Origin of the sequence: Desulfosporosinus metallidurans, from assembly GCF_001936615.1 — a bacterium.
GTDB lineage: Bacteria > Bacillota > Desulfitobacteriia > Desulfitobacteriales > Desulfitobacteriaceae > Desulfosporosinus > Desulfosporosinus metallidurans.
Genome location: NZ_MLBF01000006.1, coordinates 101,933 through 117,560, shown reverse-complemented (window position 1 = coordinate 117,560; position 15,628 = coordinate 101,933). Strand labels below are relative to the sequence as shown.

General features: G+C 45.7%; 14 protein-coding genes. 11 read left to right on the top strand and 3 right to left on the bottom strand.

Going from position 1 to position 15,628, the window contains the following annotated elements:
* The first annotated feature begins 31 nt into the window (after positions 1-31).
* Entirely contained in the window at positions 32-520 is a 489-nt protein-coding gene (locus tag DSOL_RS06425; RefSeq protein WP_075364049.1) for an NADH peroxidase, read from the top strand.
* A 271-nt stretch (positions 521-791) separates the two neighbouring features.
* Complete coding sequence (queG, locus tag DSOL_RS06420) at positions 792-1,832, top strand: tRNA epoxyqueuosine(34) reductase QueG (protein ID WP_075364048.1); 1,041 nt, start codon at positions 792-794, stop codon at positions 1,830-1,832.
* 119 nt (positions 1,833-1,951) lie between these two features.
* Here the strand turns inward: queG and DSOL_RS06415 are convergent, their stop codons facing one another.
* The 3 genes from DSOL_RS06415 to DSOL_RS06405 form a co-directional block, all read right to left on the bottom strand.
* On the bottom strand, positions 1,952-3,115 hold the full coding sequence (locus DSOL_RS06415) for an aminotransferase class I/II-fold pyridoxal phosphate-dependent enzyme (RefSeq protein WP_075364047.1): 1,164 nt from the start codon (positions 3,113-3,115) through the stop codon (positions 1,952-1,954).
* Positions 3,112-3,609 (bottom strand): Lrp/AsnC family transcriptional regulator, encoded by a 498-nt coding sequence (locus DSOL_RS06410; protein WP_075364046.1) that lies wholly within the window; start codon positions 3,607-3,609, stop codon positions 3,112-3,114. Before DSOL_RS06410 ends, DSOL_RS06415 begins: the two co-directional genes overlap by 4 nt.
* A gap of 79 nt (positions 3,610-3,688) precedes the next feature.
* Entirely contained in the window at positions 3,689-5,608 is a 1,920-nt protein-coding gene (locus tag DSOL_RS06405) for an aconitate hydratase (protein ID WP_075364045.1), read from the bottom strand.
* Positions 5,609-5,797: 189 nt separating this feature from the next.
* Between DSOL_RS06405 and DSOL_RS06400 the strand changes: the two genes are divergently transcribed.
* The 9 genes from DSOL_RS06400 to coaD all read left to right on the top strand — a co-directional run bounded on the left by DSOL_RS06400 (position 5,798) and on the right by coaD (position 15,556).
* A complete protein-coding gene (locus DSOL_RS06400; RefSeq protein WP_345788368.1) occupies positions 5,798-6,046 on the top strand; it encodes an FmdB family zinc ribbon protein in 249 nt (82 codons plus the stop codon).
* A 40-nt stretch (positions 6,047-6,086) separates the two neighbouring features.
* Positions 6,087-6,533: a tRNA (cytidine(34)-2'-O)-methyltransferase gene (locus tag DSOL_RS06395; protein ID WP_075364083.1), complete on the top strand. Its 447-nt coding sequence runs from the start codon at positions 6,087-6,089 to the stop codon at positions 6,531-6,533.
* Between the two features lie 27 nt (positions 6,534-6,560).
* Positions 6,561-7,607, top strand: a complete 1,047-nt coding sequence (locus DSOL_RS06390; protein ID WP_075364043.1) for an MraY family glycosyltransferase — start codon at positions 6,561-6,563, stop codon at positions 7,605-7,607.
* A 96-nt stretch (positions 7,608-7,703) separates the two neighbouring features.
* Entirely contained in the window at positions 7,704-8,654 is a 951-nt protein-coding gene (locus DSOL_RS06385; protein WP_075364042.1) for a glycosyl hydrolase family 18 protein, read from the top strand.
* Positions 8,655-8,684: 30 nt separating this feature from the next.
* Positions 8,685-9,383, top strand: a complete 699-nt coding sequence (locus DSOL_RS06380) for a metal-dependent hydrolase (protein WP_075364041.1) — start codon at positions 8,685-8,687, stop codon at positions 9,381-9,383.
* Positions 9,384-9,618: 235 nt separating this feature from the next.
* The gene (locus tag DSOL_RS06370) at positions 9,619-9,798 is read left to right on the top strand and encodes an alpha/beta-type small acid-soluble spore protein (protein WP_170871453.1); all 180 of its coding nucleotides are present in this window, start codon (positions 9,619-9,621) and stop codon (positions 9,796-9,798) included.
* 83 nt (positions 9,799-9,881) lie between these two features.
* Positions 9,882-11,204: a DRTGG domain-containing protein gene (locus DSOL_RS06365; protein WP_075364039.1), complete on the top strand. Its 1,323-nt coding sequence runs from the start codon at positions 9,882-9,884 to the stop codon at positions 11,202-11,204.
* A 248-nt stretch (positions 11,205-11,452) separates the two neighbouring features.
* A complete protein-coding gene (locus DSOL_RS06360; protein WP_075364038.1) occupies positions 11,453-14,971 on the top strand; it encodes a DNA polymerase III subunit alpha in 3,519 nt (1,172 codons plus the stop codon).
* A 78-nt stretch (positions 14,972-15,049) separates the two neighbouring features.
* Positions 15,050-15,556 carry a pantetheine-phosphate adenylyltransferase gene (coaD, locus tag DSOL_RS06355; protein ID WP_075364037.1) on the top strand — a complete coding sequence of 169 codons (507 nt, stop codon included), beginning with the start codon at positions 15,050-15,052 and terminating at the stop codon, positions 15,554-15,556.
* Positions 15,557-15,628 lie beyond the last annotated feature (72 nt).

Genomic DNA, 15,628 nt, shown 5'->3' with positions numbered 1-15,628 from the left:
AGCTTATAAGAATGAAGGGGGTAACTTAGTAATGAAGAAATGGCAATGTAGTGTATGTGGATATATTCATGAAGGAGATGAGGCACCGGATCGTTGTCCGATGTGTGGGGCTCCTAAGGAGAAATTTGTACTTTTGTCGGCTGACGAAAATAAGACGGCGGGTAATTTATCGGGAAACTGGGATGGAGAAACTGAAGAAGTTGGCATGTATTATGCTTTTGCCAAGAAAGCGGAAGAAGAGGGCTACCCCGAAGTTGCTCAGGCCTTTATGAAGATTGGGCAAGAAGAGGCCGCTCATGCGTCCGAAATCTATGCCATTCGAGGCAAGGTTAAGTCCACCAAGGAAAATCTAGCATGGCGTGTTGAGGCAGAACTCGGAGCTCAAAAGGGAAAAGCTGAAGCAGCAGAAATAGCCCGTAAGGATGGAAACATGGCGGCCGTGGAATTCTTTGAGAGAGCGTCGAAAGACGAAGCTCGTCATGCAGCTGCTTTCAAAGGGCTTTTGGACCGATTGTTCTAAGAAAGTCAATCGATAGTGTGAAACAAACCCCTCACTTAAGTGAGAGGTTTGTTTTTTTGCTTCTGGAGGTATAAGCGCAACTAAGTCGACAGCCTTCGCCAGGGCTTGCGCTAGCCAAGTTTCTTTATATGTAAGTCAGGTGCAAGTAAGGGACGGTTCTTGACTTGCATGAGCTTTAGTTGCATTTGTGTCTTTAGAAAGTTATACTTCTCACGGATGCCAATGAACCTACACGCCATTCTTTCGTGCAGGTTTCGCTTGAGGAGGAACTATGGAAGCGGTCGAACAAATACGGTGGAAAACAAATATTAAAACATGGGGATATGAATTGGGTTTTGTTTCAGTCGGTTTTACCACAGCGGACCCAATTAACGGTTTGGCCCAATTGTTAAAGGCTCGGATGGATCAAGGAGTGGCGGCTCCTTTTGAAGATAAGGAAATTGAGCAACGGATCGATCCCCAAGCGAATTGGCAAAGCTGTCTGACAGTGGTCGCCCTGGCTTATCCGCTCCCATCCACACTACCATCTAAGGAAGGAGAGGGTGTGATTGCCCGCTCTGCAGTGGGAGAAGACTATCATCGTGTTCTTCAACAAAAGATAAATGTCCTGGTACAGACCATGGTTATTGAGGGTTGGCCAGGGACCTTTCGCTGGCAAGTGGATACTGGGCCATTAGTGGAGCGTGCCTTTGCAGTTCGGGCGGGGCTTGGTTGGATCGGCCGCAATCAACACCTTATTATCCCGGGTTATGGTTCGTTTGTGGCCTTAGCTTTACTCCTACTAGATCAAGAGATTGAACCAGATCATCCCCCCATGCTGGATCAATGTGGAGCCTGTCAAAGATGTGCCGAAGCATGTCCAGCGCAGATCATCGGGCAAGAACCGTTCGCGGCCAAACACTGCGTCTCTTATCTTACGCAGAGTAAAGAGGTTCTCACGCAGGTGGAGTGTGGACTCCTTGGAATGCGAATTTTCGGGTGTGATACTTGTCAGGAGGTTTGTCCACACAACCAAAAAAGGATTCACGACGAACAAAAGGCGCTCTCTTCCTTTGCCCCGTCCTCGTCTGTATTCCCGCTGCGCCGTGGCGTTGATTTACTCGATACTCTCAATTTAAGCAAAGGAGAGTTTCAACAACATTTCAAAACGACGGCCGCGGGATGGCGTGGAAAGGGTGTTCTTCAGAGAAACGCCTTTCTGGTCATGCGCAATATTAAGGATTCCCGTTATAAACTTTGGTTGGCAGAACGAGAAAAGGATAAGTTAGTTCCTCCAATCATTGCTCCATATTTGCAACAATTAACTAGGTAGTCTAACATTTATCTTTCAATAATCAACGACTGGCTCTTTAAGTTAATCGAGTTTATTTTATGATGATGCAAGTTCAAGAACCGTCCCCCAACTTGCACCTTATCCAGGAAGGAAGTCTTTCAGGCAAGTCTGGGCTTAACAAAATGTGCAATTCGTTTGAGGGCTTCTTGAAGTTGTTCCGTGGAATAGGCATAAGAACAGCGAATATGTCCTTCACCAGATGGTCCGAAGGCGGTGCCAGGAACAACGGCTACTTTTTCTTCTTTTAAGAGTTCTTCGGCAAACTCTTCCGAAGATAAGTTAGTAATGGAAATATTTGGAAAAACATAGAAGGCTCCTAAGGGCTCGAAACAGTCCAAACCCATTTGCCGAAAACCGTGAACCATGAGGCGGCGTCGGCGATCATAGGCTGTGACCATATCTGTTTTGGCTTCTGAGGCAGAACGTAGCGCTTCTAAGGCTGCGAATTGTCCTGTGATGGGGGCGCAAAGCATGGTGTATTGATGAATTTTAGTCATACCTCCGATGAGGTCTTTATGTCCGGCAACGTACCCAATTCTCCAGCCGGTCATGGCGTAGGATTTCGAGAAGCCACTGACAAAGAGAGTGCGGTCGTGCATGCCTGGCAAACTTGCGAAAGAGGTATGTGCTCCAGCATAGGTGAGATCGGAATAAATATCATCGGCAAGAACGAGTAGATCGTGCTTGGCCACAAAATCTGCAATGGGGAGAAGGTCCTCGCGTTGCATGATCGCACCGGTCGGATTATTGGGGTAGGACAGAACTAAGAGCTTGGCCTTGGGCGAATAAGCTTGGGTTAAGTCTTCTACACGTAAACGAAAGGCTTCTTTGGCATGGGTCGGAACATAGCGAACACTTGCCCCAGCCAACGTGGCGCAAGGGGCATAGGATACATAGGAGGGATCAGGGACTAAGACAACATCTCCGGGTGCAAGCACAGCGCGCATCACGAGGTCGACGGCTTCGCTTGCTCCCGAGGTGATCAGAATCTCGTCAAGCGGATTGTAGGAAAGTCCTAAAGAGGTCGCTAAATGGTGGGAAAGTTCTTCACGCAGTTCAAAGAGGCCAGCGTTACTAGTATACATGGTCTGTCCTTGTTCTAAAGAAAAAATGCCACTTTCACGTACAGTCCAAGGAGTTACAAAATCAGGTTCTCCGACCCCTAATGAAATGACATCTTTCATGGTTGCGACAAGATCAAAGAACTTGCGGATCCCTGAGGGAGGGAGGTTGGCGACATGGGAGGCGAGATAACGATTCATGGGGAAACCACGAGACGTTGAATGGTCTCTTCCTCTCCCATAAGCTCGACCCCGTCTTGCTTATAGCGGCGAAGTACAAAATGAGTGGCTGTACTCTGAACATGTTCAAGAGGAGCCAGTTTTTCGGCGACAAAAAGTGCGACTTCTTGCATAGTTTTTCCTTCGATGAGCAAGGCTAGGTCATACCCTCCAGACATGAGCAACAACGACTTTATCTCTGGAAATTTTTGCAGTCGTTTGGCAATCTTGTCAAACCCGAAACCCCGTTGAGGTAAGACTCTTACTTCAATGAGGGCAGAAACCTTTTCGTCTCCAGTTCGGGCCCAGTTGATCAGTGGGCGATAATCCACTATAACCCTTTCTTCTTCCCACTCTTTGATCCTCTTGGTGATGTATTCAGGCGTCAATCCGGTTTGAATAGAAAGTTCTTCAGGGGTTAAGCGGCAATTTTCCTCGATAAGTTTGAGTAGTTTGTGATCCTCTGTAGTAAGCATAATATACACCTCTTTTAAAGCTATAAATATCATAACATGCTTTGCTTCTATATAACAGAATAAGCTATGGAAATAAACATTAATATGCCGCTTTTGTTGAATTAAGAAGTCCACCGGCGAGAAGGATTTTGGCTTGGCGTTCGGTGAGATCATGTCTGACCAAAATTGGGTTCGCGTCGTTGTCAGTGGTAAGGGCAAAGGGACCAGGAGTTTGAATGGCCTGATGTAGGCCTGAGAGGTGTAGAATCATCCCTGACTCAAAACGGGTAAGGTCTTCTTCGTTGACAAAGGTGAGTGGAAGAATGCCAAAGTTAATCAGGTTAGCACGGTGGATACGGGCAAAACTCTGAGCTAGAACTACGCGTAGCCCCAAGTACATAGGGGCAAGGGCAGCGTGTTCACGACTTGAGCCCTGACCATAATTATGCCCTGCAACAATAACGCTTTGTTTTAAGTCTTTTGCTTTGGCAGCAAACTGAGGGTCGATCTTGTGAAAGGTATACTCAGAAATAGCCGGGATATTCGAACGAAGAGGAAGAATCTTAGACCCTGCAGGCATGATATCGTCTGTCGTCACATTATCCCCAAGCTTTAAGATAATGGGCAAGTCAAGGGTGTTGTCTAGCGCAGGGGCCAGAGGAAGTGGCTGAATGTTCGGACCGCGCTGAATTGGGGTATCAGGATCACCGGGTGGTAAAATCATGCTATCGTCGATGCGGAATTGCTGTGGATAATCCACGTTGGATGAGGTTCCCAAGGTTCTGGGGTCTGTTATATAGCCTGTCAAAGCACAAGCTGACGCAACTTCAGGGCTGGCAAGAAATACAGATGCATCTTGCGTCCCGCTACGGCCCTTAAAATTTCGGTTAAAAGTTCGAACAGAGACAGCTTTAGAAACGGGCGATTGTCCCATTCCAATACATGGGCCACATGTGGATTCAAGCAGTCGTGCGCCGCTGTCTAGAAGATTTGTCAAGGCTCCATTGTCGGCAAGCATGGTTAAAACTTGGCGGGATCCAGGTGAAATGACTAAGCTGACGCTGGGATGAACGTGTTTACCTTTAAGAATCTGACTCACTCGCATTAGGTCTTGGTACGAGGAGTTCGTACAACTTCCAATAGCAACCTGTTGCACGGGCGTGGTCGCAAGATCACTCACGGGGACTACGTTGTCTGGACTATGGGGTTGGGCGACCAGTGGGACAAGCTGGGAAAGATCGATTCTAAGTTCTTCATCATAGGAGGCATCTTTGTCGGCAGAGAGAGGAACCCAGTCCTCTGCTCTTCCTTGTGCTTCTAGAAAACGGAGGGTCTGTTCGTCGCTGGGAAATATAGAAGAAGATGCCCCTAATTCTGCTCCCATATTGGTAATGGTGGAGCGCTCTGGGACAGTAAGGGTTTTCACGCCTGGCCCGGCGTATTCGATGATTTTACCGACGCCCCCTTTGACAGTGAGAGTACGAAGAATTTCCAAAATGATATCTTTGGCTGAAACCCATTCAGAAAGCTGTCCGTTCAGCCAGACACGAAGGACTTTGGGGTTGGGAAGATAAAAAGGTCCTCCACCCATTGCCACGGCAACATCAAGCCCCCCGGCACCCATAGCAAGCATTCCCATTCCACCAGCAGTGGGGGTATGACTGTCGGATCCAAGTAACGTTTTTCCGGGCTTAGCGAAGCGTTCAAGATGGACCTGGTGACAAATTCCGTTTCCCGGTCGTGAAAAATACGCCCCAAACCGGGCGGCTGCGCTTTGCAGAAAGGCGTGGTCATCTGCATTTTCAAATCCAGTCTGTAGGGTGTTATGATCTATATAACTTACCGAACACTCGGTTTGAACTCTAGAAAGATTCATGGCTTCAAATTGTAAATAAGCCATAGTTCCTGTGGCGTCCTGGGTTAACGTTTGATCGATCCGAAGTGCGATTTCGTTTCCTTGTTCCAAGTCACCAGAGACTAGGTGTGATGCAAGTATTTTCTGAGTCAGGCTTTGCCCCATGGTACATTCCTCCTTTGAAGTTGGTATTAACTTTACCAAAAACGAGAGGGAACATCTAGTGGTTTTGGTGAAAGTATACAGAATATCTGTTAGAACAGGATAAGCACTCTGCGAGATGTGGAAAACTGACTTGCTTCGATATTATAGTTTGGGTTTAGCCCAATTTCAGGTTATAATAGTGCAATAGAAATGAAACTTCATGTCCTAGGAGGTATCATCAAATTGCCTATGTACGAATTCGGGTGTCCAAGTTGTGGCGTTCAAACAACGGAATTGTGTCAGATGGGGGAAAATGGTGATTTCCTGAAGTGTCTTGAGTGTGGGCACGAGGGCCTCATGAAGCAGATCTCTGGGTTTTCAAGTCTCGGAGTGTCAGGAGGGACCGGGGGTGGAAATTGTTCGTCGGGGTGTCGTGGAAACTGTGCGGCGTGTCATTGAAAGGGGAATTTAAGTCTTGAACAAGCACCTGAATATTGTTATGGTTGAGCCGGAAATCCCACCAAATACAGGGAATGTGGCTCGGCTTTGTGCTGTAACTGGAGCATCACTTCATTTGGTAAAGCCATTAGGGTTTAGTATTGATGACAAGCAACTTAAACGAGCGGGCTTGGACTACTGGAACCTTCTTGATATTTCTATCTATGAAAACTTCGCTGAATTTGAGGAAAAGAACCCAGTGGGTCCGCGTTATTTAGCGACCACAAAAGGTGGACGAACTCATACTGACATCAACTATGAGCAGGGAGGATATCTGCTTTTCGGTAAGGAAACAAAAGGATTAGCACCAGAAATTTTGGCACGATATCCAGACACAACTCTTCGTTTGCCAATGCGCACTGAAGCTCGTTCCTTAAATTTATCGAATTCTGTAGCAGTTGTAGTTTACGAAGCATTACGACAATGGGGTTTCCCGGGGCTTGTCTAGAAAGGTGTGGAGAGTGGTGAAACAATCATGACCTTTGCGTTAACGTTTGTCATGGCCTTGGTGATTGCAGTGCTAGCTACGCCGATTTCCATGAAACTGGCAGGCCAATGGGGGGCGATTGCCTATCCGGGTGGGCGGCATGTCCATAATCGCCCGATCCCTCGACTGGGCGGCTTGGCGATCTATGCTGCCTTCTGGATAGCAGCCTTAGTCATGCAAGAGTGGGATAAATCCATTTGGGGGCTATTTATTGGAAGCACTGTTATTTTGGCGGTGGGCATATGGGATGATATTTGTGAAATCCGCCCTTTAGTTAAGCTTTTTTGTCAAATTGCGGCGGCATCACTACTTTTCTTTTTTGATTTTTCTATGGATTTTATTTCCCTGCCATTCGTCGATCATCCCGTTATTTTTGGGGATCTCGGGTTAAGTGCCGTCGGTATTATTTTAATGATTTTTTGGGTCGTTGGATTGGTTAACACCGTTAATGTTTCCGATGGGTTGGATGGTCTTGCAGCTGGGATTTGTTTTATAGTGGCACTATTATTATTTTGGTCTGCAAACCGAATTGATCAAGTTCCAGCTGCCCACCTCACTTTAGCTTTGGCAGGTTCGCTCCTTGGATTCCTCTTTTTCAATTTCCCCCCGGCACGTGTCTTTATGGGGGATTCGGGGAGTATGTTCCTTGGGTACATTATTGGGGGAATCTCCATCATGGGGCTACTCAAAACAGCAACGATTCTGGGATTGGTTTTTCCTCTTCTTGTTTTGGGTATGCCGGTTACGGACCTAACCTTTGCCATTATTCGGCGTAAGTTACGCGGGCAGTCTATCGCCACGGCTGACCGAGGACATTTGCACCATCGTTTACTAGATGCAGGCTTGACCCAACGACAGGCTGTACTTTCAATGTACGGAATTAGTGCTTGCTTTGGCGTGGCCGCCGTGCTCGGAGCCATGGGGCAATGGATTTGGGCCTTTGCAGTACTCTTGGTCGTTTTTTCTTTGCTTATCATCATTCTTATGCGCCAAACGGCTAAGCTGGCCGTTTTTGGTCGACGTCATTCGAAATAACTTCTTTTTCTAAGAAGTTTCCTTTCAAAGGCCCGCTTTTATGCTTACACTTCTTATTCTCTCCATGCATATGATGGACGGAAAGGGGGTATAAGTATGCCATTAAAGGTGTTTGCCTTTTATAATGGTTTAAATCAAGAGGCTAAGGGCTATCCTTATCTCAAACGCTATGGAACTATCATTAGTCAATTGGCGCTTTTTCAGATTTCTATTCAGAACAATGGAGCTCTCTATGGGCGTCCGAGTCGATCGCTTATTAATGAAGCTCATGCCCTGGGTGCCAAAGTATTTTTGACAGTTAGTAATCTAACGTTGCGAGGACAGTTTTCTACTCTATTAATAGGACGTTTGGTTCGAGATCGTAATTTTTCGAACCTCGTTTGGCAAAACATAAGGAATCTCTTGGTTGAGTACCAATGTGATGGAGTCAATTTTGATTTAGAGAAAGCCGCTCCATTGGATAGACCCCTTTTTAGTCAGCTTATTCAAACGTGGTCTGCTCTATTTCAACAGGCGAAGTTTCTGGTTACAATTGATGTTCCGGCAAAGGATCGCAACGATCCGTTGGATCCGTGGAAGGGTGCCTTTGATTACAAGCTGATTGGGCAGGCTGTCGATGGGGTGATTCTTATGACGTATGAGGAACATTGGCCAGGAAGTGCCCCGGGTTCTGTTGCCTCCATACCTTGGGTTAACGATATTTTAAATTACGGTTTGGCTACTATTCCCCCTCATAAGATCTATATGGGAATCCCGCTTTACGGGTATGATTGGACAGAGCGAGGGGGAGCCAAAGTCATTGGCTATACAAGGGCCATTGAGTTGGCACGACGTCACGGTGCCCCGTTACGATGGGATGCGACTCAACATAGTATGTTTTTCCGTTATGAGGAGATGGGAGTTCGCCACACTGTGTATTTTGAAGATCCCCGTAGCTTGAGAGACAAGCTGGATCTCGCCTCTCAGAAGGATATACAGGGTGTTGCTTTATGGGAAATGAATCTTAGTTATCCTCGATTCTGGGAAATGCTTCAAACATATGTTTAAACACTTAAAAATTAAGTAGGAGGGTTAAGAATGCACATCCATTTCCACGGACATGCTTGCTTTGAAATTGAAGGGAAAGCAGGAAGAATCCTTATTGATCCTTTTTTGACAGATAACCCGAGTACAACGACTAAACCCGACGATTTCACTCAACTTGATGCGATTTTGGTGACTCATGGTCATAACGACCATTTGGGGGATGCTATTTATTTGTCAAGACGTACTGGAGCTCCTATTATTGCTGTGGCCGAGTTGGCCGCTTATTGTCGAAGTCAAGGGGCAGAGACGCACGCCATGCATATCGGAGGAAAGCACCAATTTCCTTTTGGGTGGGTTAAACTGACTCTTGCTTTGCATGGATCGGGGATCGCGAGCCCCGATGGAGGGAACATGATCTATGGCGGTCCGCCCTGTGGATTTTTGCTTCAAATTGAAGGGAAATGGCTTTATCATGCAGGGGATACAGGACTGTTCGGCGATATGGAACTTATCGGTCTTCGGCATCCCATAGAAGTTGCCATGCTTCCGATCGGTGACAATTATGTCATGGGGATTGATGAAGCTGTCCATGCTTCTCAATTACTACGGCCTAAAGTGGTCATTCCGATGCACTATAATACGTTTCCACTCATTGCTCAGGATGTAGGAGAGTTCCTGCACCTCCTCCAACGCAGGGCTCCGGAAAGTCAAGGCAAGGTTCTGAATCCCGGTGAAACGCTAGTAATTTAAAAACAAATTAGAGATTGAATATCCCGCTTGATTTCAAGCGGGATATTTTTATGTAAAAACGGTAAAACTTGTCGTAGAAAGGAGATGAGGTTGTTGACCAGAAAATTATGTTCTATCCGTTGTCTTTATGCGGTTGAAGGGCACTGTCGTTTGGAACATCTGATAGGAGACCGGGGACCGAACTGTCCACATTATGAAGAAGATTTTAATATCATGAGTAGGGGGAGGATCTAAAGTGAAACAGTCAAAACCAAAAGTAAAGAGAATAGATCCGTTAGAACCGTTAAAAATGGAGATTGCGGCCGAATTGGGTTTGCTTGAACAGATCCATAGTGACGGGTGGCATTCCTTGAGTGCCAAAGATGCCGGCAGAATCGGAGGACTTATGACCCAGAGGAGACGAAAAGATGGTTAAAAGACCTGCCTTAGGCATAGTTTGATCAAGAATTTTGTGATATAATTATTGATCGTATAGTATTATGTGGGGAGAGTTTTTAGTTGACAAAGCACCAACAAATTTTAACATTTATTGAAGATCTGGCCATTGGCAGTAAGGTTTCCGTGCGGTTTATTGCCAAAGAGTTGGATGTCAGTGAAGGGACTGCTTATCGGGCTATTAAAGAGGCAGAGGGCAAAGGATTTGTACGTTCGATTCCTAAGGTCGGAACCATTCGAATTGAAGGGGTCAAAGAGCGACAAATTGAGGATTTGACGTTGCGTGAAGTTTCTCAGATTGCCGAAGGGGTTGTTATCTGTGGTTTCGAGTATCTCGATCGCTCGCCAAACAAATTTATTATCGCGGCGATGGAAGTAGATGCCATGGAACGCTACTTGGAAGATGGAGCGTTGTGTATTGTTGGAAACCGTCGTGACGTCCAGATTGTTGCTTTGCAGCAGAATGCGTCATTGTTGATCACAGGAGGACTGGAACCAGATGAAGAGGTCGTGGACTTAGCTAGAAAAGAACAACTGGTAATTATACAATCTCCCTATGATACTTTTGCGGTCACGACGATGATTAACCGGGCTTTATATGATCGCTTAATTGAAAAGGAACTAATTTTAGTTGAAGATATTATGGTTAAAGATGTAAACTATTTAACTACGGATGCCACGGTTGGAGACTGGCGCGAGCTTTCGCATAATACGGGTCACAGCCGTTTCCCTGTCGTTGAGCCTGACATGACGCTTGTGGGAATCGTCACTGCTGTAGATGTCTCCGGAGAAGAAGCTACAACGCGGATTAAAGACGTGATGAATACAAAACCATTTTTGGTGGGACGAGATGATCCAGTGACCCATATTTCTCGAATCATGGTTTGGGAAGGATGGGAAATCGCGGTCGTGGCTGACCAGGGCAAACTGATTGGTATTGTTAGCCTGCAAGATGTCATAGAAGCTTACCAACAGGTCCAAAAGCAACCTCAATTTGGTGAAACTGTGGACAATCTGGTCTTAAGCGGATTCCGATATGTCGATGATGCTGAGCATCTGACCATCGAAGGAGAAATTACCAATTCCATGGTTAATGATTATGGTTCCGCAAGTTGTGGGGTTCTCGTAACCGTGATGAACATGGCGGGTTACATCGGGTTGCGCAAGAAGTATCGGCTCGATGCAATCACGGAAAATTTCACCTTGTATCAACTGCAACCGATTGCAGTGGGAACAGAAATCAAAGTCACGGCTAAGCTGTTATTAGTTGCTAAAAAACATTGCAATATTGAAGTAGAAGTCACGGTTAATGATGCCATAGTTGCAAAAGGCCTGATGACGGCTAGGATTGGGGATAAGAAATTAGTCAGTGAAACGACTAGTTAATCATTCAATGTGTAAATGTTTTGAAGCAGGAATAGGAAGAATGGAAGCCCTGACCGTGCAAACCGGTTTAGGGCTCTTTTTGTTTTTAGGCCCCCCGACACTCGCATTAGGCCAATAGGGTTAGACAATCCGTCAATTTAACGTTACAATTATTATATTGAGACCAAACGCCTATTCCGAACAATTTATGAAAGTCTCATGATATCTAGTTTTCTTATGGACCATGGGGAGGAAGGTGAAGCCTTATAATGATTGAAGAAACTAATAATAACCCTTATGGCTTTGTTCACCTCCATAATCACACAGAATTTAGCTTACTCGATGGAGCAGCACGGATCAAAAACTTAGTCAAGCGAGCGGTAGAGTTGAAGATGTCGTCTTTGGCCATTACTGACCATGGGGTGATGTATGGGGTCATCGACTTCTATAAGGCTTGCCGTAAAGAGGGGATTAAACCGATCATCGGGTGCGAAGTCTATGTAGCCCCTCGCAAACGGACAGACCGAACGCCGGGGAAGGATGATACCAATCATCATTTGGTGCTATTAGCCGAAAATGAGGAAGGGTATCGTAACTTGATCAGGCTGGTTTCCATGGCTCATATAGAAGGCTTTTACTATAAGCCTCGCGTAGATAAAGAAATTCTTCGCAATCACGCTAAAGGGATCATTGCGCTAAGCGCTTGTTTGGCCGGAGAGGTTGCAGACTATCTTTTACACGATCAATTAGAGATGGCAGTACAAAGTGCCCTCGACTATGTTGAGATTTTCGGCAAGGGAAATTTCTTTCTCGAAATCCAAGATCACGGTTTAGACGAACAGCGCAAAGTTATGGCAGGAATGTGGCAGGTGCATGAGCGTACAGGGATACCCATGGTGGCAACTAATGATGTGCATTATGTCAACCGAGAAGATGCTTTCGTGCAGGATGCTCTACTCTGTATCCAAACAGGTAAAACCTTAGCGGATACTGCCCGGATGCGTTTCTCTAGTCAGGAATTCTTTCTCAAGTCCGTACAGGATATGTCTCTGTTGTTCGGTGAACACCCTGAGGTCCTGAAAAACACAGGTCTCATTGCCGAACGGTGTCAATTTGATTTTCATTTTGGAGAAAATCTATTACCTGTGTTTGAGATACCCGCAGGGTACACCTTAGATGCCTATCTCGAGAAAGAATGTCGGGAGACTTTTCCGCGTTTCTACCCTCAAATGACGGAGGTAGAACGTGAACGGTTGGAGTATGAACTTGGGGTCATCTTTCAAACCGGTTTCTCAGGGTATTTTTTGATTGTGGCGGATTTTTGCCGTTTTGCTCGAGAAAACGGGGTTGCCGTAGGGCCAGGACGTGGCTCGGCAGCGGCGAGTATGGTGGCGTATTTACTGGGAATTACGTCAGTTGAACCGCTGCGTTTTGATCTTCTTTTCGAACGGTTTTTAAATCCGGAACGAATCTCCATGCCGGATATTGACATAGATTTTGACCCAGATGGCCGGGAACGTGTCATCCGCTATGTTACCGAAAAATATGGTGCGGATAAAGTCTGCCAGATTATAACCTTCGGAACCATGGGGGCTAAAGCAGCGATCCGAGATGGGGGGCGGGTTTTAGCTATGCCTTTAGCGCGAGTCGATAAAGTAGCGAAAGCCATTCCTTCAGATTTAGGGATGACTCTGGAGAAAGCTTTAAGTGTATCCCCTGATTTGGCCCGGATGGTTGAAGGGGATGAAGAGATTAAACGCCTCTACACTTTAGCGCGATCTCTTGAAGGAATGACGAGACATGCCTCTACTCATGCTGCAGGGGTCGTGATCTCTAAAGAAGCTCTCGTCAATTACCTGCCTCTCCAGAGGACGTCTGAGGACTTCGTCATGACCCAATTCCCAATGAAAGCAGTCGAAGAAATTGGGTTGCTAAAAATGGATTTTTTGGGGTTGCGAAACTTAACGATCTTGCAAGAGGCTGTGCGCCAAATTGAAGAGACGAAGGGTTCTAAACTGGATTTACAAACCTTGCCCTTAGACGATCTGCAAACGTACACTTTGTTGGCTTCGGGAAATAGCACAGGAATTTTTCAGCTGGAAAGCGGCGGAATGCGAGCGATTCTTAAGGATCTTAAGCCGACTTGTTTCGAAGATATTATTGCGGTTTTGGCTTTGTACCGACCTGGTCCGATGGAACAAATCCCAGAGTTTATTCGTCGAAAACATGGGAGCAAAATTACGTATTTGCATCCGAAATTGGAGCCGATTCTCAAATCCACCTATGGGATTATCGTTTATCAAGAGCAAGTCATGCAAATTGCTCGTGACCTTGGCGGTTATTCTCTGGGGCGCGCGGATCTGCTCCGTCGGGCAATGGGAAAAAAGAAAAAAGAGATTATGGAAGAAGAACGGAAGAACTTTATTGAAGGGTTACAAGATGAAGATGGGAAATGGATTATCCCAGGGGCACTTCGGATCGGTTTGACGCGCCGAGATGCCGAGGAAATTTTTGATTTAATGGCTAAGTTTGCGGAATATGGCTTTAATAAAGGGCATGCAACAGCCTATGCTGTGATTTCGTATCAAACGGCTTATTTGAAAGCAAACTACCCAATAGAGTTCATGGCAGCCTTGTTGAGCACGGTGATGGGCTCGTCAGATAAAATCTCGTTTTATATTCAAGATGCTAAGCAAAGTGGAATACATGTGCTCCCTCCGGATGTGCAGTATAGCCAAGTTGGGTTTTCCATTGAAGAGCGAGTGATTCGTTTCGGCTTAGGAGCTATTCGCAATGTGGGAGTCAATGTCGTCGAGAAGATTTTGGATGCACGGAAAGAGGGCCCCTTTAAATCACTCTATGATTTTTGCATGCGTGTTGACCAAAAGGTCTTAAATCGGCGTGTTCTGGAAAGCTTGGTCCGCTCCGGTGCCTTCGGTTCGTTTTGTTCACGTGCTCAGGCCATGGCTGTGTTGGATCAGGTTTTAGACACGGCGCAACGTCGGCAAAAAGATCGACTTTCAGGCCAATTCTCTCTTTTCGATTTGGATGAAGAGTTGGACGAAGGGATTATTTTACCTCAACTTCCGGATTTCCAAGAACGGGAGATCCTAGAGATGGAAAAGGAATACTTGGGACTCTACTTAAGTGGGCACCCTCTTTCCTCTGTTCTTCCTCAACTTCAACCTTTTCTTTCCTCAGATATTCTCACTTGCTTGGAAAGTGAGGAAGAAAGGAAGGTGGCTCTCGGCGGATTAGTAACTGGCTTTCGGCAGAATGTGACTAAAAAGGGCGAGATGATGGCCAGTTTTGTTTTGGAAGATTTAACAGGTGAGATTGAGGTTTTGATTTTTCCGCGGATCTATGCGCAAACACGCAATTTAGGAAATGACCAAGTCCTTGTTGTCGTGGGGAACTACATTGTCCGAGATGAGGAAAGAAAAATCTTCGCTGAGAAAATCACCAAACTTGTGGACCTAAAGCCTTCTGGACAGAACAATAAGATTGCTGGCACTACTACACCTAAAAGTGTCTCATCAATAGTAACAGGAAGGCGCCTTTTTTTGAGATTTTCTAATGAGAAAAGTGACCTTATGCCAACGGTATTAAGTATTTTAGAGCGTTTTCCGGGAAGTCAGCCGGTTTATTTCTATTTTGAGGATAATCAGAAAGTTATTGAAGGAAAACGGGAACTATGGGTCAATGACGAAGAAGAATTGAAGAAGGAACTTCAAGAAGCAATGGACCAACGTAATGTAGTCTGGAAATCTGCTAAAAATTTTGCTTAAAATGATTTTCCTTAGCAGGATTATTGATTTTTAAGGCGAAATCCATGGAAATATCCTAAATAAAAAAGGAGATACACTGTGCGTACAGCGATTTATCCTGGAACCTTCGACCCGGTGACGAATGGACATCTTGATATTTTAATCCGGGCGAAAGAGCTTTTTGATGAGGTGACCATTGCCATTGCTGCCGATAGTAACAAGACCCCCTTGTTTACACTCGGAGAGAGAATGGAACTTCTCTTGGAATCAACCAAGGAAATGCCGAATGTCCATGTTCGCGTTTTTGAAGGCTTGACGGTTGAATTTGCACGACAATGTGGAGCAGTAGCCATTCTTCGTGGGCTTCGCGCTTTATCCGATTTTGAATATGAATTCCAACTAGCCTTAATGAACAAGAAGATTGCACCAGATATTGAAACGATTTTCCTCATGACCCAGAGTGAATTCTCATTTATCAGTTCAAGTGCGATTAAATTGACGGCCAGTTTGCATGCCGTGATCTCGGATTTTGTACCACCGCATGTCGAAAAGGCATTAATCGCTAAATACTCCAATTTGCGCACTGAATTAAATGCTGAGGATTAGTAGCTAGCTCGCATAAGTTGCACAATCTGAAGGGCTGTGGTATCATAATACGGATTTAATAAGGGGGCTTTT